At 64.0% G+C, this 18,271-nt stretch carries 17 protein-coding genes; 4 read left to right on the top strand and 13 right to left on the bottom strand.

Annotated elements, in window-relative coordinates; all coding sequences use genetic code 11:
* Positions 1–52 precede the first annotated feature (52 nt).
* A complete protein-coding gene (locus SBA_RS03230) occupies positions 53–2,935 on the bottom strand; it encodes a TonB-dependent receptor domain-containing protein (RefSeq protein WP_261935877.1) in 2,883 nt (960 codons plus the stop codon).
* Between the two features lie 394 nt (positions 2,936–3,329).
* Between SBA_RS03230 and SBA_RS03235 the strand changes: the two genes are divergently transcribed.
* Entirely contained in the window at positions 3,330–3,878 is a 549-nt protein-coding gene (locus SBA_RS03235; protein WP_224546562.1) for a type VI secretion protein, read from the top strand.
* A gap of 49 nt (positions 3,879–3,927) precedes the next feature.
* Here SBA_RS03235 and SBA_RS03240 read toward each other — a convergent pair whose 3' ends face one another.
* From SBA_RS03240 to xseA, 3 genes are read right to left on the bottom strand one after another with little or no spacing between them, the layout of a single operon-like run.
* Positions 3,928–4,779, bottom strand: a complete 852-nt coding sequence (locus tag SBA_RS03240; RefSeq protein WP_390902373.1) for a M23 family metallopeptidase — start codon at positions 4,777–4,779, stop codon at positions 3,928–3,930.
* On the bottom strand, positions 4,776–4,988 hold the full coding sequence (locus SBA_RS03245) for a DUF2093 domain-containing protein (RefSeq protein ID WP_224546560.1): 213 nt from the start codon (positions 4,986–4,988) through the stop codon (positions 4,776–4,778). The genes SBA_RS03240 and SBA_RS03245 overlap by 4 nt, the downstream gene beginning before the upstream one ends.
* Positions 4,989–5,011: 23 nt before the next feature.
* Entirely contained in the window at positions 5,012–6,508 is a 1,497-nt protein-coding gene (gene xseA, locus SBA_RS03250; protein ID WP_261936667.1) for an exodeoxyribonuclease VII large subunit, read from the bottom strand.
* A gap of 7 nt (positions 6,509–6,515) precedes the next feature.
* Between xseA and purD the strand changes: the two genes are divergently transcribed.
* Positions 6,516–7,793, top strand: coding sequence for a phosphoribosylamine--glycine ligase (gene purD, locus SBA_RS03255; RefSeq protein WP_261935878.1), 1,278 nt, complete (start codon positions 6,516–6,518; stop codon positions 7,791–7,793).
* A 71-nt stretch (positions 7,794–7,864) separates the two neighbouring features.
* Positions 7,865–8,443 carry a hypothetical protein gene (locus tag SBA_RS03260; RefSeq protein WP_261935879.1) on the top strand — a complete coding sequence of 193 codons (579 nt, stop codon included), beginning with the start codon at positions 7,865–7,867 and terminating at the stop codon, positions 8,441–8,443.
* 26 nt (positions 8,444–8,469) lie between these two features.
* Here SBA_RS03260 and SBA_RS03265 read toward each other — a convergent pair whose 3' ends face one another.
* Positions 8,470–9,435 (bottom strand): acyltransferase family protein, encoded by a 966-nt coding sequence (locus SBA_RS03265; protein WP_224546716.1) that lies wholly within the window; start codon positions 9,433–9,435, stop codon positions 8,470–8,472.
* A gap of 150 nt (positions 9,436–9,585) precedes the next feature.
* Between SBA_RS03265 and SBA_RS03270 the strand changes: the two genes are divergently transcribed.
* Entirely contained in the window at positions 9,586–10,287 is a 702-nt protein-coding gene (locus SBA_RS03270; protein WP_261935880.1) for a GDSL-type esterase/lipase family protein, read from the top strand.
* A 155-nt stretch (positions 10,288–10,442) separates the two neighbouring features.
* Here the strand turns inward: SBA_RS03270 and SBA_RS03275 are convergent, their stop codons facing one another.
* From SBA_RS03275 to SBA_RS03310, 8 genes are all read right to left on the bottom strand, one after another.
* Positions 10,443–11,387 (bottom strand): glycoside hydrolase family 43 protein, encoded by a 945-nt coding sequence (locus tag SBA_RS03275; protein ID WP_261935881.1) that lies wholly within the window; start codon positions 11,385–11,387, stop codon positions 10,443–10,445.
* Positions 11,384–12,598 (bottom strand): arabinogalactan endo-1,4-beta-galactosidase, encoded by a 1,215-nt coding sequence (locus SBA_RS03280; RefSeq protein WP_261935882.1) that lies wholly within the window; start codon positions 12,596–12,598, stop codon positions 11,384–11,386. The genes SBA_RS03275 and SBA_RS03280 overlap by 4 nt, the downstream gene beginning before the upstream one ends.
* A gap of 112 nt (positions 12,599–12,710) precedes the next feature.
* A complete protein-coding gene (kduD, locus tag SBA_RS03285; RefSeq protein ID WP_261935883.1) occupies positions 12,711–13,466 on the bottom strand; it encodes a 2-dehydro-3-deoxy-D-gluconate 5-dehydrogenase KduD in 756 nt (251 codons plus the stop codon).
* A 107-nt stretch (positions 13,467–13,573) separates the two neighbouring features.
* The gene (kduI, locus tag SBA_RS03290) at positions 13,574–14,413 is read right to left on the bottom strand and encodes a 5-dehydro-4-deoxy-D-glucuronate isomerase (protein ID WP_261935884.1); all 840 of its coding nucleotides are present in this window, start codon (positions 14,411–14,413) and stop codon (positions 13,574–13,576) included.
* Between the two features lie 99 nt (positions 14,414–14,512).
* On the bottom strand, positions 14,513–15,124 hold the full coding sequence (locus SBA_RS03295) for an LUD domain-containing protein (RefSeq protein ID WP_261935885.1): 612 nt from the start codon (positions 15,122–15,124) through the stop codon (positions 14,513–14,515).
* Entirely contained in the window at positions 15,121–16,515 is a 1,395-nt protein-coding gene (locus SBA_RS03300; RefSeq protein ID WP_261935886.1) for a lactate utilization protein B, read from the bottom strand. The genes SBA_RS03295 and SBA_RS03300 overlap by 4 nt, the downstream gene beginning before the upstream one ends.
* Complete coding sequence (locus SBA_RS03305; RefSeq protein WP_261935887.1) at positions 16,512–17,267, bottom strand: (Fe-S)-binding protein; 756 nt, start codon at positions 17,265–17,267, stop codon at positions 16,512–16,514. The genes SBA_RS03300 and SBA_RS03305 overlap by 4 nt, the downstream gene beginning before the upstream one ends.
* Positions 17,264–18,244 carry an alpha/beta hydrolase gene (locus SBA_RS03310; RefSeq protein ID WP_261935888.1) on the bottom strand — a complete coding sequence of 327 codons (981 nt, stop codon included), beginning with the start codon at positions 18,242–18,244 and terminating at the stop codon, positions 17,264–17,266. Before SBA_RS03310 ends, SBA_RS03305 begins: the two co-directional genes overlap by 4 nt.
* Positions 18,245–18,271: the final 27 nt, after the last annotated feature.

Genomic DNA, 18,271 nt, shown 5'->3' on the forward strand with positions numbered 1-18,271 from the left:
TTTTACTGATAGATGGCCGACTGTCATATTAGGACGGTCGGCCTTCCCAATTTTAAAACTTCATGGTTGCGCTCATGAAGAAACGGCTACCCAAAACATCGTATAGTGTCGGGAAGGTATTGGTCTGTTCGCCATTACCACCGTTTTGCGTGCTGGCGGCCAAGCGCGGCTTGGTGTCAAACATATTCACGACGCCACCGCGCAGGGTGAAAATGTCGTTCACATGGAAGGCTGCCGACAGGTCAAAATAGTTGATCGCCTTGAAATGCTCTGAAGCATAAACGGCATCTGGATCGTCGTCATTGGCCGAACCGACATAGCGCCACAGCAGCGACAGGTCGAACTTCTCGGTCTGGAACGTCGTTCGCAACGTTGACCGCCACTTCGGCGTAGGAACGCCGCAGTTCGCACCGAACGCACCGGCACACTTATAGGTCAGGTCGATGCCAACGACGGGTGTGAAGTTGTTCTTGATGAGGCGCGTGCCATCAAAGGCGAAGATCAGGTTTGCGTCGTCTGCTCCAAGAACCGGGCCAAGGCCAAACTTATAATTGGCAGTAACGTCGATGCCGGAGGTCTTGAGACCACCGCTGTTGACATAACCATCGGTGAACGTATCGATTTCACCAATCGAGTTACGTGCGATCGCGTTGCAATAGTCTTGGTTGAACTGGGTGAAGCACAAGGTGCCGATGGCATCCGTACCTACGCCCGCAGTGATGTAATTGTCGATCTTGATATTATAGTAATCGACTGTGGCCGAGAAGCCTGGCAGGCTGGACGGTGCAACTACGACACCCAGCGTGTAGGTCTTGGCCGTTTCTTCACGCAGATTTGAGTTGCCGCCGATGAAAGTCAGAGGATTGACGTTGTTGGCGTCTTGAATTGCGGGATTGCCGATGTTGGACAAGGGGGCACCGGCCGCATTGAACTGCGCAACACAGATTGCATTGAGCTGACCGGAAGTCGCCGCAGCAGTGCCGCACTGATCGGCATTGCCGTTGAAGCTGACCGTCGAACCCAAGAACAGTTCGTTGACGCTCGGGCCGCGGACCGCTTTCTGATATTGACCGCGCAGCGTGATGCCGCGTACCGGCTCCAGTTCGGCGCCACCTGACCAGGTGAACACGTTACCGGGCGCATTGGAATATTTCGAGAAGCGGGCAGCGCCGCTCAGGTCGAACCGGTGGACGAAACTTTCCCGAAGAAGAGGAACGCGCGTTTCACCGAAGAATTCCGTTACGCTGTAAGATCCACCCGTGGCTTGGCCAGGATTAAAGCCAGCCACGTTGCCGCTGGCGAGATAAGTGTCGGGATCAACCGATCCTGCTTCTTTGCGATACTCGGCGCCCAAAGCAATGCCAACGCCGCCCGCGCCCAAATCGAATAGGCTGGAGTTAGTCACTGCGAAGGAAGCCACCTGCGTGGTGTATGTCTCGACGTTGGTAGCGGTGATGCCCAGATAATCGATCGCAGCCTGCGACAGATTATTAAGACCAAAAATATTGGCCGGAACGCAACCGGCGTCACGGGCAGACTGGCTGGAGCAAACCAGTTCCCCATCGACTAGCGTGTTGTTGGTCGCGTTGAGGAACCGATCAATGGCAATGTTACCGGCTTGGCGCTGCGTGTTTTTAGTACGAGCATACATATAATAGCCGTCATAGCTGAAACCGGCGCCGATATCGCCTTTCATGCCAGCAACAAATCGATAAGCGTTGCGGTCATCAAAGTTCGAGCGCGCACCGACTTGAACCGTCCGGTAATTGAAGTTTGCGTTGACGTAACCGTTGCCGTCCGTGTCCAGAGACCGGAGCGCGTTTTGGAACGCAGCCGTGAAATAGGGCGAATTTACATAGATTGGAAGTTGCCCAATCACGCCGTCGCCATAAGGGGTGCCGTTGCTGATGGGCGTCGCTGCCAACTGCGCGCTAACCCGATTGTTGACGAACTGAGCTTCCACATAAGGCTGGAAATTATCGTTGATTTCGTATCGAGCCTGCGCCGACATGACGAAACGCTCTTGTGGAACCTGTAGATAGTTGACCGGCGCATAATTATAGGCGTCCGTCGCGCCGACATAGCAGCTGTTCACATTGCCGGTAAAATCCTGAATGTCGCAACCCAGACCGGTCGCGGCACCGAGGCCAGGGATGTTCAGACGACCCTGCGGTACCGAGGGCGAACCGCCAAGAACGAAACCGCCTTCGCCGTCATCGACCAATGCGTCCTTGCCGAAACCGCGGGCACCGGCAAACACCGCTTTGCGCTTCGTGTAACCCACAAAAACGGTAGCGTTGCCGCGGTCGTCGTCAAAATTGCCGCCGATAACACCGTTGACGTCCCACACAGCGCCGTCGCCGCGGCTGGTGAGGTCGTAACTTGAGTTCAACTCCACGCCAGAAAAGTTCTTTTTCAGGATGAAGTTGACCGCGCCGGCGATGGCGTCGGAACCATAGACGGCGGATTGACCACCGGTGACTACATCAACCCGCTCGATCAGAGCGGAAGGAATTGTGTTCAAATCGACGATCTGTTGGACGTCGTATGACATGTAGCGACGGCCATCGACCAGCACCAATGTGCGCTGCGAGCCTAGGCCGCGAAGGTTGACGGTTGCGACGCCGCCGCCCGGATTGTTCGACGCCGATGTCGATGTCGCGGTAACTTGCGGTAAGTCATTGAGGACGTTCTCAATGTTTGCTGACCCGCCCTTCATAGCAATGTCGCTTGCGTTCACGACGTTCAATGGGCTGCTGCTCGACAGGTCGGGCCGCGCGATGCGCGAACCCGTAACGATGATGGTGTCGCCGGCATCGGCTTCCGCCGTCTGCGGCGCGTCCTGCGCGAATGCAGCCGTCGCGATCAGCGACGCGCCCAGGATCGCCGGTGCGGCGCTGGCACGCAATAGTGCCCTCTTCGAAAATATTTTCACGGTTCCAGTCCCTTGCTCTGGAGTTTGGCAGATAGCCTGCCACATAAGTGGCCCGTACGAAGGGATATGGTGCCCGACAGCGATCCCCCCGTATGGATGCGACGAAACTGCGCGGGCTTCGGGGCGCTGTAAAGCGGGGGAAAAGGGACATGGCCGCTTTTGAAGGCGGCTGTATCATAAATGCAACAAGGTGGGCGCGCCGCTGTTTTACGGCCGTATTGCAAGAAAATTACACGAAGTTACAAAAGGATGTAGCAATCATACATCATGAAGTGGATAGCCGACCTATTGTGGCGTTTGAGACGTCCGGTATCGGCGAAGACTGTCATATTGACGTCATATGCCGCGGGTGCATGTTAGTGGCGACACAGGGTTCGGAAGAGGAAGCACGAATATGAACGGCAAGCAGGGCTGGATTTTCGTAACCATGCTGTGCCTTGTAGCGGGGGCGGCCCAGGCGGCGCCACAGCGGCAGCAGCCCCGGCCGGAAATCTTCACCAACCTGCTCCAGTGTCGCGCCATAACGGACAATGCGGAGCGGCTCGCCTGTTTCGATCGGCAGGTCGGCGCGATCGACGCTGCTGCCCAGCGCGACGAGGTGGTGGTGCTCGACAAGAGCGAACTCAACAAGACGCGCAAGACGCTGTTCGGCTTCTCTTTCCCCAAACTGCCTTTCCTCGGCGGCGGCGATGACGACGGCGGCGACAAGCCGCAGGAAGAGGGCGTCACCCATATCGATGCGGTGATCGCGTCGGTCCGGAGCCTGGGCTATGGCAAGTGGCAGATTGTCCTGGAAGACGGTGCCCAATGGATGACGACCGAAGCGGTGACCGGGCGCGAACCCAAGCCCGGCCAGAAGATCGAATTGAAGCGCGCCGCCATGGGCAGTTTCATGGGCAAGCTCGAGGGCGGGCGAGCAATTCGTATGAAGCGGGTCAGTTGACGCTTGTTGCCGCCAGCGGGGGCCGACGACGGCTTGCTGCGCGCCGAATCTAAAGCCCGTTCGGCATCGGCCCGGCGAGCAGCATCGGGTCGATCCGCGCCTCGTTCCATTTCATTCCCCAATGAAGATGCGGTCCGGTTGCGCGCCCCGTGGCGCCGACCGCGCCGATGCGTTGCCCCTGGGCCACATGGTCGCCGACCCTTACGTCGATCCGCGACAGGTGCAGGAAGGCGCTGTTGAGGCCATGGCCATGATCGACCATCAGCAAATGTCCTTCCAGCGTGAAGGGTGTGTTGGCGGCGGCGAGGATTACCACGCCGTCAGCGGGGGCCACCACTGGAACGCCAGTCGCGCCCGCCACATCAACGCCGCCATGATAGGCGCCGGGCGTTCCCTGATAGACGCGCTGTGATCCGAACAGCCCGGATATTCGCCCTATTCTCGGCCAGATGAAGCGCTGCCGCCAGCCCTGCGCGTCGGTTACCATCGCGCGCGCGTTGGTGATCGCCTCCAGCTCCGGCTTGCGCAGCGCCAGAAACGCCTCTGTGCTCTTGGTGGGCCGCATCGGCGCGTCGATCCGCTCGATCCGCCAGGCGCGTGGCCCGACGGTCAATGCGCGTTCGATCGTCCGTCCATCAGGCAGGCGCGCAGTGAGGCGCGCGATCGGCGGGGCATCCCGGTCGAAGGCGATCAGGAAGCGGCCGTCGGCGTCCACTGGCACCAGTTGCGCATCCAGCTTCAGCGCGACCGTACCGGACGGCGCGGTGCCGACCAGCGTGCCGCCCTGCGTCGCCGTGCCGGTCAGCTGAAAATCGGTCTGCATCGTCCCGGAACGGGGGCCGGGCTGCGCGACGGCCGTTCCGGCGCAGGCCAGCAGCAGCGCCAGGCCGATCCGCCTCATCGCGGCCCAAGCGCCTTCAATTCCGCCTGTACCGACGCATCGGCATTGGCATAGGGTTCCTGCCGGGCGATGCTCCAGTAGCGCAGATCCTCCAGCGCGATCTTTCGCCCGGTCACGGCGCACAGGACATGGTCGCCCGCCTGCAGCACACGGAAACTATAGGGCATGTAGTGGAGCCGGGCGATCCGGTCGCGATTGGACATCAACATGGGTCAGGCCTTTCTTCGCTCGATCAGGAAAATAGATCCTGCTGCGGCGTTTCGTTCGCCTCGCGCGGCTTGCGGGCGGGCCGCGGTGATGATGGGGATATAGCGACGGGCGGGCGCTTCTCAAGCGGCGGCTTATCGCCGATGGCGGCCTCCACCGTCCCGTCCTTGAAATGCAGCGTCACCTGGCCAGCCGTCTGCGCTGCGGCCACCGACTGCACCAGCCGCCCCTGCGCCATCACCCGCGCATAGCCCTTTTGCAGCGGCCGGTCGGGATCGAGCGAGGCGAAATGGCGCGACATCCGGTCGAAGGCGATCGCGCGATCGGACAAAGCGCGTTGCAGATAATCGGGACGCAGCTTCAGCCGGTCGAGCCGTTCGCCCGCGCGCTGGACATGCTGGCGCAGCAGGGCCGGCCGCAATGCGCCGCCCGCTTGCCCCAGATGCGCGCGCGCATCGGCCAGCCGATGGCGCAACCCGCTCACCAGCCCGTCGGACAACTGATCCAGCTTTTGCCGCTGGGGGCTGAGCAGCATATCGGGCGTCGGCATCAACCGCGCCTGCATCTCCAGCCGTTCCCTGGCCTGCGCCGCGCCACGACGCACCGCGCGTCCGGCCCGCAAACCCATCTCGCCGAGGCCCGCCAGCAATTCCGCCCGTACCGGAACCGCCATTTCGGCGGCTGCGGTCGGCGTGGGTGCGCGCCGGTCGGCGGCATAGTCGCACAGGGTCGTGTCCGTCTCATGCCCCACCGCCGAAATAATCGGAATCGTGCAGTCGGCGACAGCGCGCACGACGATCTCTTCGTTAAAGCTCCACAGATCCTCGATCGACCCGCCGCCGCGTGCGACGATCACAAGGTCCGGCCGGGGCGTTGGCCCGCTGCCGTCCATCGCACTGAAGCCCCGCACCGCCCGCGCCACCTGTTCCGCCGCGTCCTGACCCTGCACCAGCACCGGCCACACGAGGACATGGGTCGGGCAGCGATCGGCGAGCCGGTGAAGGATGTCGCGGATGACGGCACCGGTCGGCGACGTCACGACGCCGATCGTGCGCGGCAGGAAGGGCAGCGCCTTCTTGCGCTCGACCGCGAACAGCCCTTCGCCCGCCAGCTTGGCCTTCAGCTTCTCCAGCAGCGCCATCAGCGCGCCTTCGCCGGCCAGTTCCATCCGTTCGATGACGATCTGATATTTGGACCGGCCGGGATAGGTTGTCAGCTTGCCGGTGGCGATCACCTCGACGCCGTCCTGCGGGGAAAAGGCCAGCCGCTGTGCGCCACCCTTCCACATCACCCCGTCCAGCACCGCATTCTCGTCTTTCAACGCCAGATAAAGATGCCCCGACGCCGCTCGCTTGAAGCCCGAAATCTCGCCGCGCAGCCGGACATGGCCGAATCGATCCTCGACCGTGCGCTTGAGCATGCCCGACAATTCGCTGACGCTGAGCGGCGGCGCGTTGTCCCCTGCGCGTTCCTCCGCTAACAGGCGGCCCGAACTGTCATAGGCATCAAATTCCGGGGACATGGGCGACATGAACATCCTTCTGCTTGGCGGCGGCGGCCGCGAACATGCGCTGGCGTGGAAACTGGCGCAATCGCCCCGGCTCGATACGCTCTACGCCGCGCCGGGCAATCCGGGCATAGCCGAGCATGCCACGCTGGTCGACCTCGACGCGACGGATCATCGCGCGACGATGGATTTCTGCATCCGCCATTCGATCGGGCTGGTGGTGATCGGGCCGGAAGCGCCGCTGGTCGATGGCCTTGCCGACAACCTCCGCACCATGGGGGTGCCCGTTTTCGGTCCCAACAAGAAAGCCGCGCAGCTTGAGGGGTCGAAGGGTTTTACCAAGGATTTGTGCCAGCGCGCGAACATCCCCACCGCCGCCTATGTCCGGGTCAGCAGCAAGGATGGCGCGCTCGCAGCGCTCGACGATTTCGCGCTGCCGGTGGTCATCAAGGCGGACGGGCTGGCCGCGGGCAAGGGCGTCATCATCGCCGAAACCCGCGACGAAGCGGTCGAGGCGCTGGACACCATGTTTTCCGGCGCGTTCGGCGCGGCGGGTGAGGAAGTGGTGCTCGAAGAATTCATGACCGGCGAGGAAGCCAGCTTCTTCGCGCTGACAGACGGCAGCGCGATCCTGCCCTTCGGATCGGCGCAGGACCACAAGCGGGTGGGGGATGGCGACACCGGCCCCAATACCGGCGGCATGGGCGCCTACAGCCCGGCCCGCGTGCTGACGCCGGAACTGGAGCGCCAGGTGATGGAAACCATCATCCGCCCGACCGTCGACACCATGGCGGCCGAAGGCATGCCCTATTCGGGCGTTCTCTATGCCGGGCTGATGCTGACCGTCGAAGGGCCGAAGCTGATCGAATATAATGCCCGGTTCGGCGATCCCGAATGCCAGGTGCTGATGACCCGTTTCGACGGCGACCTGATCGACCTGCTGCTTGCCGTGGCGCAGGGCCATCTGGCGGAACAGGGGCCGGTCCAGTTGGCGGACCGCGCCGCGCTTACCATCGTCATGGCGGCCAACGGTTATCCCGGCACGCCCGACAAGGGCGGCGCGATCGACGGGATCGACGCCGCGGAAAAGGACGGCGCGAAGATTTTCCACGCCGGCACCACGGAAAAAAATGGCGTGCTGATCGCCAATGGCGGGCGCGTCCTCAACGTCACCGCGACCGCAGATACGGTCGGCGCGGCACAGGTCGCGGCTTATGCCGCGGTCGACGCGCTCGACTTCCCGACCGGCTTCTGTCGTCGCGATATAGGCTGGCGGGAGGTCGCGCGCGAGGCGCAATAGGCCATGCCCTTGCAGCGCGTGGCAAACCGTCCTTAAATAGCGTCAGGATTTGGCAGGGGAGACGGAGCGCGATGCAGGAATTCTTCATGGACTATGGACTGTGGCTGCTGGTCGCGCTGCTGGTCATCATCGCGCTTGTCTTCCTGCTGTCGGGCAAACGCAAGGCGGAGCAGCCGGTCGAACCGGCCGCGCTACCCGCTCCGGTGGCCGCCCCCATCGCCGCACCGCCCCCGACGCCGACGCCCTTCGTCGATCCGATCATCGCGGCGCCGGTCGCTGCGGCCCCGGTCGTGGTGGAGCCTGTCGCCCCGGTGGTCCCCACAGAACCGGTCGTGCCAGTCACGTCCGTCGATCCGATTGTCGAGCCGGAGCCCATTCCCGTGTCGCCTGCCGTCGCGGCGGTCACGGATGAGCCTGACGACCTTCTTCGCCTCAAGGGCGTTGGCCCCAAGCTCAAGGCGTTGCTCGTCGAACTGGGCGTCACCCGCTATGCGCAGGTCGCGGCCTGGGGCGATGCCGATATCGCTGCGATCGACGCGAAGCTGGGCAATTTCAAGGGCCGCCCGGTGCGCGATCAGTGGGTCGATCAGGCCAAATATCTCGCCGCCGGCGACATTGCCGGCTTCGAAGCCAAATATGGCAAGCTCTGACATGATCTGAGGTGGGCGGGCCTGAATCAGGCCGGCTGCGGCGCGGCGTCCGACGGTTCCGGCGCGACCATGTGTATGCGCGGCGCGGGCGCGCTGCCGACCAGCCGACGAATCAGCGTGCTTGGCGCGAACAGGCGGCTGGCGAGCAGCAAGATCAGGATCGAAAGCGCCAGCGCCGCCATCGCGCTGACTCCGCCCGCCAGCGCGGCCCCCATCACCAACGGGTGCCAGAGGTAGAAGAACAGGCTGTCCCGGCCGATCCGGTTGAGTGGGGCGAAGGACAGGCGCAATGCCGACAGGCGGGGCAGCAGCGCGATCAGGCCCAGGCACATCATCAGCCGCGCGGGAACATAGGCCAGCCCGTTGCCGCTGCCCCGCAGGCCTGCCCACCAGGTGAGGCCCAGCGCCATGACGAGCAGCGCGATGCCCAGATAGCGCGTCGGCAATCCCTTCTCCGCCATCAACATACCGAAGAAGAAATAGACCGGAAAACGCAGGAAACGGCTGTCGGGAGACATCAGGCTGATCCCGACCGGGCCGTGGTCAAGACCAAAGCCATACATGGTCGCCAGGCTGATCGGCGCGCCGATCGCCAGCAGCAGCAGCGGCGGCAAGGGAAGGAGGCGCGTCACCAGGATCAGGAAGAAGAGAACCGGCACATACCAGAGGTGGAAAGGCGGGCGCAGCATCAGGTCCAGCGGGGTGATCCAGGACACGGACCAGCCGCTCACCAGCAGATAGACGATGAGGGCGACCAGCCACGGCAGCAACATGCGCTCGCCATAGCGGCCCAGCAACACCCCCGTCTGTTCTGTGCGGGTGCGGGTGAGGTTCAACAGATAGCCTGATATGCCGATCATCAACGGCATCCGGAATCCCGCGCCGATCCACAGCGCCAGATGCTGCTGATGGGCAAGCTCCATGGCGTGCCCGGCCATCACCAGAAGGATCAAGACCCCCTTGAGAAGGTCGATCGACGGATTCTTGCCCACGCTGATAAACCCCCGGCCCCGTATGAGCCTGCGCCATCTGTACTTGCAAACGCTTTAAAATATGTGGTGAACGGATAATGTGCCGAACCGTTGTGGATGGTGTTTCCGCCGAAATAGCGCCATTCCGCCCGCTACTTGGAGGTTGTCCTATTGCGAAGCATCGATTCCTCGCCTCTCGCCAAGCTCCTGACGGCGCTGCTCGTCTTCGCCGTGATCCTTGTCGGGTGGCGGCTCTATGGCCGCTATCGAGAATCCACGGCGACCCTGCCTGACAACATGGCCGCAGCGGGCAATTGCACGCTTTGGTTCGTCGGCAGTTCCTCGATCCATCGCTGGACCAGCCTCGATCGGGACATGGCGCCCTGGGCGACGGAAAATCGGGGAATCAACAGTGCGACGCTGGCGGACATTCTGCCGCGCTTCGCCAATATCAAGCCCCGCGAGGGGCGCCCGCGCGCACTGATTTTCTACGTCGGCGAAAATGACATCGCCAATGGCGTGCCCGTCCGCACGGTGATGCGCCAACTCGCCAGCCTGTTCGATCTGCGCGACCGGCTCTTGCCCGATGTGCCGGTACTGCTGCTGTCGGCGAAGCCCAGCCCCGGCCGGGCGACCTTCCTGCGCGAACAGCGCCTGTTCAACGCGGCGGCGCAGCAATTTCTGCCCCATATGCGGGTGGCCTATTATGGTGACATCACGACACCGCTCTTTGCCGGGGGCGTAATGGGCGACAATTATCAGCGTGATGGGGTACATATGAATGCGCGGGGCTATCGCATCTGGGCCGAAGTCGTGCGCCAACGCCTGCGTGACATCCTTCCCCCCCACGTGACGCACAATTGCGCGCCATAGCGCGGCAGCGGGGGCAGGAACCAGCGATTCACCCACCGTTTCGCGGAAGCAATAGCAGTCGTTCTTGGGATCACAGGCAGCTTGGCCTTGCCGAACGTGCCTTGCGGCTGGGCGAAAGGGGAAGTGCCGGCGCTAAGTAGATTGTTCGAGCCCGCTCAGCCGATCGCGTCCACCAAGGCACGCGGGATGCGCAGCAACGATCCGTGACGTGCGCCCGTCGGCATGGCCAATCGCGCGCTGACATCGGTCCACCGCATCATGTCGCGAGTCATCGCCGCGCCCCAGCGACCTTCCTTGTAGATATCATAATAGCAGAGCAGCGCGTCGCCGATCCGGGCCGTCATGGGCCCCTCGACCCAGGCGGGAGAAAAAGGCGGGGACAACGGGCCGAAGGGGCCGGTGGGGCTGTCCGCCTTAGCGACCTGCAGCCATTTGCGCGGTGGATCGACCGTCTCGTCCTTCACCACCAGCCAGAGGTCGCCTGCAGGCCCCCGCGTGAAGCTGCCGTCGATCACGCTGAAACCGGGGTCGTAGAGCGGTTGGGCCGGGGCGAACGTCTCGAAATCCGTCGTGCTGCTGTACCAGAGTCGATGATTATAGGCGGATTCGGATGTACCGGCGGTTTCGGTGAAGCGGCCGGTGACGGTGCTGGACCAGAAGATGTCGTATCGCCCGGTGCGGGGATCGCGGATCGCCTCGGGCGCCCAGCAATTGCGCGCGCCGGGTACGTCCGCCATCACCGGAATGGCCCTTTGCGCCGACCAGTGGACCAGATCGGCGCTGGTCGCATGGCCGATCGTCACGCCTTTCCAGGCCGTGGTCCACAACAGATGATAGGTCCGGCCGTCATGGAAGAGAAAGGGATCGCGCAGCAGTTTCTTCTCGCCCACCTGCGGAACCAGCAAACTGCGCCCGCCCGCCAGCGGACGAAAGGCGAAGCCGTCGTCGCTGACGGCGAGTTTCAGCCCGTCGGCTTCGCCCGTTAGGCCGGTAGTGAAATAGGCGAAGACCAGCGGGTCCTTGTCCTGTGCCATGCGCCGGGTGGCGCAACTCGTCAGCGCCAGCGCGCCAAGGCCCAGAGCGAAATCGCGCCGCCTCACCGGTAATCCTTCGCCATTTGGCGGTAGATATCCAACAGCGGATTGGCGACATAATCGCCACCATGGCCCATCGGACCAGTCGGTTCCGGCTGGAGCGCCACTGCCTGCTGCCCGGCGATGCCGCCGGGTGCTTCGGCGCTGTTCAGCCCTTGCGCAATCAGGTCTGGCTTGGCCCCTTCGCCGGCATTTTGGCCGTCCTGGTCGAAGATGGCCTCCTGATGCCGGGTCGGCTCCCAGATGAAGGCGCCCCAGCCATGTCTGGCCGGCAGGGCGTGGACCAGATCGTTGATATAGCGCTTGCGGCTGGAATATTCCGCGACCAGCAACCCCTTGTCGGGATAGCGTTTTACGAACTGCGCGAAGGTCGTCGCCCAGTCGCCCTGCGCGCGTTGCTGGTAGCAGGAAAAGCCGATGACGTCGAAATCGACCTTCCGCGCGACCAGCGCGTCGGTCCATTCGCGTACGATCGGCCAATGGCGGCCCAGATGATTATGCAACTGGATCGCAATCGCCGGTTCGGCCCGCCGCGCCCCGGCGATTCCGGCGCGCAGCAAGTACGCAAAAGCGTCGAACCCGCCGACTGCGCCGACGTTCGCATGATTGGCGTCGGTGACCGGATTGCCGGTGGGGGTGGATAATTGCACCCGGCCATGCGGCCAGAGGATGCCGAAGGTCGTTTCATTGCCGATCACCGCCATATCGACCGGCGCGCCGCCCGCGCGCATCGCGACCAGCGTGTCATGGGTGTGGGTGTCGACTGCCTTGGCAAGCTGCCCGAGATCGTAGCCTTCCCAGGCCGCGGGGACGCCCTGATGCTCGGGGTCGGCCCATATGTCGCTATAATGGAAACTCAGGACCAGATAGAGGCCGGCCTCCCGAATGCGCCGCCCCAGCATGATGGTTTGGGCCAGGCCGGCCCAGGCCTTGTCCGGCTCGCGCTTGGCATAACCCTTCGCCGGATCGACGAAGATGCGCAGCCGGATCGCGTTGAACCCGGCATCGCGCAGCAGCAGGATCGGGTCTTTCTGTACGCCATCCACGAAATAGCGCGCGCCCGCGGCCTCATCCTCGGGAATCCAGCTAATGTCCGCGCCGATCAGATAGGGGCCGGGACGGGCGCCCCGGCGCGTCGCCGCCTTGGTCGGCAACGTCAGCCCAAGGCTCGCAAGTCCCGCCGTAGCCAGCGCCGTTCGCCGGTCGAATGAGGGCATCGTTTCTCTCCTTTGCTGTGGACGGGGCAAGTCCTCCTCCCGACAAGCCGTGCTCCTGCGCAGGCAGGAGCCGAGTTCCAATCTCGCTGCCTGCCCAGGCAGGCGCGCCCCTTCAGCGCGCCAGCCAGCCGCCATCGACGGCCAGCACATGTCCATGAATATAGCCCGCTGCGCTGGATGAGAGGAACACGGCGGCTCCGCCGATGTCGCTGGCCTCGCCCCAACGCCCTGCCGGGATGCGCTCCTGAATCTGTCGATTGCGCTGTTCATCGGCCTGCAGGGCGGCGGTGTTGTTGGTGGCGATGTATCCGGGCGCGATTGCGTTCACATTGATGCCCTTGGACGCCCATTCATTCGCCAGCAGCTTGGTCAGGCCCGCCACGCCACTCTTGGCCGCGGTATAGCTCGGCACCCGGATACCGCCCTGGAAGGACAGCAAAGAGGCGATGTTGACGATCTTGCCCGATCCTTGGGCGATCATATGTCGCCCCGCTGCCTGACATAGGAAGAACAGCACTTTGAGATTCGTGTCGATCACTGCGTCCCAGTCCGACTCGGTGAAGTCGACGCTGTCGGCGCGGCGGATGATCCCGGCATTGTTGACGAGGATGTCGAGCCCGCCCAGCGCTGCAATCGTCTCGTCCACCACGCGTTGCACCGGCTCGATATTGGAAAGGTCGGCGGAGACGATCTCCGCCCTGCGGCCGAGCGCACGGACCTGCGCGACGGTCGCTTCCGCGGGCGTGCGGCCCACCGCGGCGATGTCGGCGCCTGCGGCGGCCAGCGACAGCGCGATCGCCTGGCCGATGCCGGTATTGGCGCCGGTAACGATGGCGACTTTGCCGGTGAGGTCGAAGGGGGTGGTCATAGAGATCCTGTTCCCCCTCCCTTCAGGGAGAGGCTAGGGGAGGGCGTGTCGGAAAGGGGCTTCATGGACATGCCCTTCCCCGATTCCTCCCCGAAGGGAGAGGAGATTCAGGCCAGCTGGCAGATATCCAGCACGTGCATGTCGGTATAATCCTGATTCTCGCCCGCCATCGCCCAGATGAAGGCATAGGCTCTGGTACCGCTGCCCATATGCACCGACCAGGGCGGGGAGATCACCGCTTCCTCATTGGCCATGACGATGTGGCGCATCGCTTCGCCCTCACCCATATAGTGAAAGACGCGGTCGGCCGGGCCGTCCAGCTCGAAATAAAAATAGATTTCGCTGCGCCGCTCATGGATGTGTGGCGGCATGGTGTTCCACACGCTGCCTGGCTTCAGCACGGTCAGCCCCATGACCAGCTGCGCGCTGTCGCAGATGCCGGGGATGACGAGCTGGTAGATGGTCCGCTCGTTCGATTCCTCCAGGCTGCCACGCTCCAGCGCATTGGCGTCGGCGATGCCCAGCTTGCGGGTCGTGAACGCTTTGTGCGCCGGGCAGGAGGCGAGATAATAGCGCGCGCCCGTACCGGCGAACTCAACGTCCTTCGCGCCCATGGTGACATAGAGGCAATCCTTGTTGCCGAGGGTGAAGACTTCACCATCGACGGTCACCATGCCTTCTGCACCGCTCACATTGACGATCGCCAGTTCGCGCCGCTCCAGAAAGGGATGGCCCGCCGCCGACGCCGGCTCGCTTTGCACCGGCAGCTTCACCGGCGTATCGGCCACCGAAACGCCGCCGATCACGAACCGTTCGGCATGGGTGTAGTTCAGGACGCATTCCCCGTCGCGGAACAGGCCGCCGATCAGATAGCGGTCGCGCAATTCCTCGTTCGATACGCACTCCATCATGTCCGGGTGCGTCGCATAATAGGTCTTGTCGAACATCGGGGGACTCCATCGCAGGCATTTTGCCCCCTTATAGCGGTCGACGATCCAAAAGTAAGTGTTTATTCCCTGAATGTGGAATTGAGGTCCGACATGCGGTCAATTCTGCAAGAGAATGACATGCAGGAAGCGCGGGCCGTGCGCGCCGCGGACATAGGTGCCTTCGATATCGGTGGTGCCCGATACGCCGGTGACCCAATAATGGGCGCGGGGTTGCGGGCCGGCCAGCGGCGCATCTTCAAGATAGGGCGCGATGTCGCGGACGGCCAGCAGCACGATATGGTGCAGCGCCAGGAAATTGGGCAGCATCGGCGCAGTCGGGCTGGTCTCGAAAATCAGTGATCCGGTCTCGGCGATCCCCTTGCGCGCGATGGCGAGGACGGCGGCTTCGTCGGCCGTGGCGCTTGCGTGGAGGGCGAACCCCTTCCAGTCGATAGCTTTCAGGCGCGGATCGGGTGGCAGGCAGAGTGTGAGCGCTTCACCCTGTTCCGCAAGATAGCGGGCAATGGCGGCGGGCAGGTCCGCCATTGCCCTGATGACGTCATGGCTGGCATTGACACTGGGCAAGGCGAGCCGGGAGAGAAATTCCGCTTCCAGCGCCGTTTCGTCCACTGCCGGACGCTCGGGCGCGACCAGCAGCAGCGCCATGGCTTCCGCCCGGTCGGGCGCCGGCCCTTTCAACCGGCCGAGGATCGTGCCGCGGGCGTTCATGGGCGGCGTTCCTTCTGATATTGCGCCATGAAGGTCCGGGCGGCGGGCTTGGGCATATCGCGATCACGGGTCCAGCCGCCGGCCAGCGGAAGTTTCGCGATCCAGCCCTTCGTCCCCAGCAGCCGCAGCGCCCGGACGGCGATGCCGGTGCCCAGCCGATAGAGCCGCGGCCGCATGGCGACCCAGGCCCACAGGCCCAGCCCTGCGCGGATCGATGCCGGCTCCAGCCCTTCGCGCCAGCTTTTCTCGCGCCAGCCTTTCAGCAGGGTGGGCAGCGGGATGCGCACCGGGCACACCTCCTGGCACTTGCCGTTGAGGGTGCAGGCATGGGCCAGGTCGCGATTGGGCGCCAGCGCGTCCAGCGCCGGAGTCAGCACCGCGCCCATCGGCCCCGGATAAGTGCCGCCATAGGCATGGCCGCCAATCTGGCGGAAGACGACGCAATGATTCATGCACGCGCCGCAACGAATGCAGCGCAGCATCTCCGCCAGCCCTTCCTCGCGCATCTTCGTGCGGCCATTATCGACCAGCACGATATGCATCGCGTCCGGCCCGTCGCGGTCGCCCGCGCGCTTCGGTCCGGTATAGAAGGTCGTATATTGGGTCAGCGCCGCGCCGGTCGCCGAACGCGCCAGCATGCGCAGCATATGGATGGCGTGCGGCGTGGACGGCACGATCTTCTCGATCCCCGCCGTCACGATATGGACGCGCGGCGGCACCAAAGACAGTTCGGCATTGCCTTCATTGGTGACGGTGCAGACCGCGCCGCTATCCGCGATCAGGAAATTCGCGCCCGATATGCCGACGTCCGCGCCCAGCATCTGCGTGCGCAGTTCCCGCCGGGCGCTTTCGGCCATGGCGGCGATCGTCTCTTCCTCATGCGGACTGCGATGCCTGGCCTTGAACAGCGCCGACACCTGTTCGCGAGTCTTGTGCATGGCGGGCCAGATGATGTGCGACGGGCGCTCGTCGGCCAGTTGTATGATATGCTCGGCCAAGTCGGTTTCGACGCGGTCGATCCCGGCCTCGGCCAGCGCATGGGGCAGGCCGATTTCCTCGCCCAGCATCGATTTGGATCGCGCGACGCTCCCTGCGCCTGCCGCCTTGCAGATATCGATGACGATCTTGCAGGCTTCGTCGGCGGTTTCGGCCCAATGCACCTTTGCTCCCGCAGCGATCGCATTCGCCTCGAACTGCTCCAGATACGCGCCCAAATGGGCGATCACATGGTCCTTGATTGCTGCGGCGCGGGTTCGTGCGGCCTCGAAATCGGGAAAGGCATCGATGGCGATCATACGCTTCGTCTCGGCCGTGCCCGTCGTGCGTTCGACCGCGATCTTGAGGATCGGATCAGCCAGCGCCGCATCGGCGCGCTCCTTGAAACCGCTCACGCCTCTTCTCCGATCGCCGGCCCGTCGCCCATGCCGGCGATCAGTTCGATCGCATGATAGGCGCGCACCTTGCTGCCCTTGCGATGCAGCTTCCCCGCGATGTTCATCAGGCAGCCCAGATCGCCTGCCAGCAGCAGGTCGACCCCGGTCGCGTCGATCGCGTCCGCTTTCTCGCCGACGATCGCGTTGGAAATGGCGGGATATTTGACGCAGAAGGTGCCGCCGAAGCCGCAACATGTCTCCTCGCCGGCCAAGGGCGCGAAGGTCAGGCCGTCGATGGTCCTGAGCAGCCGGCGCGGCTGCGCCTTGATACCCAGTTCGCGCAGTCCCGAACAGCTATCATGATAGGTCGCCCTTGCATCGACGCTGACGCCCTGGGGCTTCCAGCCGCAAATCTGGTCGAGATAGGCCATGACCTCCCATGTCTTCGCCGCCACCGCCTGCGCCCGCGGCAGCCAGACGGAGTCATGCGCGAAAATCTCGGGATAGTGGCAGCGGATCGTCCCTGCGCAGGAGCCGGACGGGATGACGACAGCTTCATAAGGTTCCAGCGCTGCGATCGTCTGCTTCGCCAGCGCAGCGGCATGGTCCCGGTCGCCGCTGTTGAGCGCGGGTTGGCCGCAGCAGGTCTGCCCCTCGGGCACGACCACGGCGCACCCTGCCGCCTCCAGCGCGCGGATCGCGGCGAACCCGATGCGCGGCCGCATCATGTCGACAAGGCAGGTGACGAAAAGGGCGACGTTTTTGGTCATATTATGTGGCGTTTCGCGAAATCGAGGAACAGGTCCGGCCAGGGCGCGGGCGCGGCGGGCGAGGCGGCCAGCCCGAAGCCATGGCCGCCATTTTCGAACAAATGGCATTCGGCCGCTATCTTGCGTGCGCGCAGCGCCGCCAGCATCGCCAGGCTGTTCTCGACCGGCACGGCAGGATCGTCGATCGCATGGGCCAGGAACACCGGCGGCGTGTCTGCGCTCACATCCTGGTCGAGCGAATAGGCTCGCATCCGCGCTGGGGAGGGATCAGCGCCCAGCAACTGGGTACGCGATCCCTGATGGACGAACGGGCCCTCCATCTGAATGACGGGGTAGAGATAGGCCGCGACCGCCGCCTTGATCGGCTCCCGGTCGGCGGAATCGACCGGCTTGTAGCTCTCCACCGGCGCGCGGCTGGTGAGCCAGGCGGCGAGATGCCCACCCGCCGAAAAGCCCATCACCCCGACCCGGTTCGCCTCGAAGCGCTCGCGGACACCCAGCGCCCGCACCAGCCGCAGCGCGCGCTGGGCATCCTGCAACGGGGCCTCCGCTCCCGCCGCCCATCCGTCGCCGGGCAGGCGGTAGAGCAGCGAGAAGCAGGCATAGCCCGCCTCCGCGAAGCGCCGGGCCACATTATATCCCTCATGACCGATGGCGACCCGGCTATATCCTCCGCCGGGGATCAGCAATATCGCCGCGCCATTGGGATTCTCCGGCCGCAGCAGCGTCAGAGTGGGCGTCACGACATGGGCGAAGACGCCATCGTCCGGGCCGCTGTCGGGCTGGCGCAGCGTCTCAACCTCCTGCACTTGGACGGTATCGCCGCCGGGCGCCCGGTCCGGCCAGATCGGGAAACGTTCGAACCCCGCGGGCAGCGGGAAGGGACCGGTCTTCACCGTCTGGCCCAATGCCGGACTGGCCAGTCCGGCGCTCGCCATGGCGCCGGCGATCAGGGTGCGGCGGTCGATCGGGTTCATGGCCAGTCGGCCCCTTCCAGCAGCGGC

The organism is Sphingomonas bisphenolicum, from assembly GCF_024349785.1.
In the GTDB taxonomy this organism is placed as follows: domain Bacteria; phylum Pseudomonadota; class Alphaproteobacteria; order Sphingomonadales; family Sphingomonadaceae; genus Sphingobium; species Sphingobium bisphenolicum.

What these genes read in the sequence shown, in the direction of transcription:
- SBA_RS03235 (WP_224546562.1), top strand. Translation starts at nt 3,330, where the DNA reads ATGAACGGCAAGCAGGGCTGGATTTTCGTAACCATGCTGTGCCTTGTA.
- SBA_RS03240 (WP_390902373.1), bottom strand. Translation starts at nt 4,779, where the DNA reads ATGAGGCGGATCGGCCTGGCGCTGCTGCTGGCCTGCGCCGGAACGGCC.
- SBA_RS03245 (WP_224546560.1), bottom strand. Translation starts at nt 4,988, where the DNA reads ATGTTGATGTCCAATCGCGACCGGATCGCCCGGCTCCACTACATGCCC.
- xseA (WP_261936667.1), bottom strand. Translation starts at nt 6,508, where the DNA reads ATGTCCCCGGAATTTGATGCCTATGACAGTTCGGGCCGCCTGTTAGCG.
- purD (WP_261935878.1), top strand. Translation starts at nt 6,516, where the DNA reads ATGAACATCCTTCTGCTTGGCGGCGGCGGCCGCGAACATGCGCTGGCG.
- SBA_RS03260 (WP_261935879.1), top strand. Translation starts at nt 7,865, where the DNA reads ATGCAGGAATTCTTCATGGACTATGGACTGTGGCTGCTGGTCGCGCTG.
- SBA_RS03280 (WP_261935882.1), bottom strand. Translation starts at nt 12,598, where the DNA reads ATGCCCTCATTCGACCGGCGAACGGCGCTGGCTACGGCGGGACTTGCG.
- kduD (WP_261935883.1), bottom strand. Translation starts at nt 13,466, where the DNA reads ATGACCACCCCCTTCGACCTCACCGGCAAAGTCGCCATCGTTACCGGC.
- kduI (WP_261935884.1), bottom strand. Translation starts at nt 14,413, where the DNA reads ATGTTCGACAAGACCTATTATGCGACGCACCCGGACATGATGGAGTGC.
- SBA_RS03295 (WP_261935885.1), bottom strand. Translation starts at nt 15,124, where the DNA reads ATGAACGCCCGCGGCACGATCCTCGGCCGGTTGAAAGGGCCGGCGCCC.
- SBA_RS03305 (WP_261935887.1), bottom strand. Translation starts at nt 17,267, where the DNA reads ATGACCAAAAACGTCGCCCTTTTCGTCACCTGCCTTGTCGACATGATG.
- SBA_RS03310 (WP_261935888.1), bottom strand. Translation starts at nt 18,244, where the DNA reads ATGAACCCGATCGACCGCCGCACCCTGATCGCCGGCGCCATGGCGAGC.